This window comes from Kitasatospora nipponensis (assembly GCF_039528135.1).
Classification (GTDB): Bacteria; Actinomycetota; Actinomycetes; order Streptomycetales; family Streptomycetaceae; genus Kitasatospora; species Kitasatospora nipponensis.
On the sequence record NZ_BAAALF010000486.1, the window covers coordinates 1 to 1,168 of the forward strand.

Here is a 1,168-nt window from a genome sequence, read left to right on the forward strand (position 1 = left end):
CGCTGCCACAACGCGTAGTCCGCGTACTGCACCGGCAGCGGAGCCCACTCGGGCACCCGACCCTGCCGACGCGTCGCATAGGCGTCGGAAATGTCCCGGGCCAGCGGGTCCATCGACCAGCCGTCGCCCGCGATGTGGTGGATCACCAGCACCAGGACGTGCTCGTCCGGGCCCACCGTGAACAGCACGGCCTTCACCGGTATCTCGGTCGCCAGGTCGAACGCGTACCCGGCAGCCCGGACCACTGCCGCCGCCAACGTCGGCTGCTCGTCGCTCCCTTGCGTGTCAAGCGTCGGCAGGTCGGTCATCTCCAGGAGCCGCTGGTACATGTCCTCCGTGCGCGCGACCGCCACGACGTCCAGGTCCCAGGACAGCTCGGCCACGTCCAGGATGCGCTGGTGCGGCTGACCGTTCTCGCTGGGCAGCACCGTCCGCAGCGCCTCGTGCCGGCCGAGTACGTCCCGAAGTGCGCCGGCCAGGGCGTCCTGGTCGAGCTCGCCGGACAGCTTGAGGACCAGCGGCGCGTTGTAGGTGGCACTCTGCCCCTCGATCTGCCCGAGGAACCAGAGGCGCTGCTGGGCGAAGGAGAGCGGCAGCCGCTCCGGCCTCTCCCCTGCTGCCAACGCGATCCGGGCCGCTCCTCCCTGCGCCAGCCGGGCGGCGAGCCCCGCCACCGTCGGTGCTTCGAAGACCTGGGCGATCTCGGCCTCGAGGCCCAGCAGCGTGCGGATCCGGCTCACCAGCCGGGTCGCCAGCAGCGAGTGACCGCCGAGCTCGAAGAAGTTGTCGTCCACCCCGACGCTGTCCACGCCGAGGACCTCCGCGAACGCCCCGCACAGGATCTCCTCCTGCACCGTGGCCGCCCCACGACCCGTCGTCGCCACATACGCCGGCGCGGGAAGGGCCCTGCGGTCCACCTTCCCGTTGACCGTCAACGGCATCGCGTCGAGCATGACGACCGCCGAGGGCACCATGTACTCCGGCAGCCGACTGGCAACGAACTCCCGTAGCACGGTGGGCAGATCGATGGCCTCACTGTCCTCGGCCACCACGTAGGCGACCAGGCGCTTGTCACCCGGGACGTCCTCACGCACGACCATCGCGACCTGCTGAACCTGCGGGTGCGCGGCCACCACCGCCTGCACCTCACCCGGCTCGATCCGGAACC

Annotated in this window: 1 protein-coding gene; it reads right to left on the reverse strand. The window is 70.7% G+C overall.

The window, feature by feature from the left end:
• Positions 1–1,168: condensation domain-containing protein (locus tag ABD323_RS41360; RefSeq protein ID WP_344447243.1), on the reverse strand; the 1,168-nt coding region annotated here is incomplete at both ends.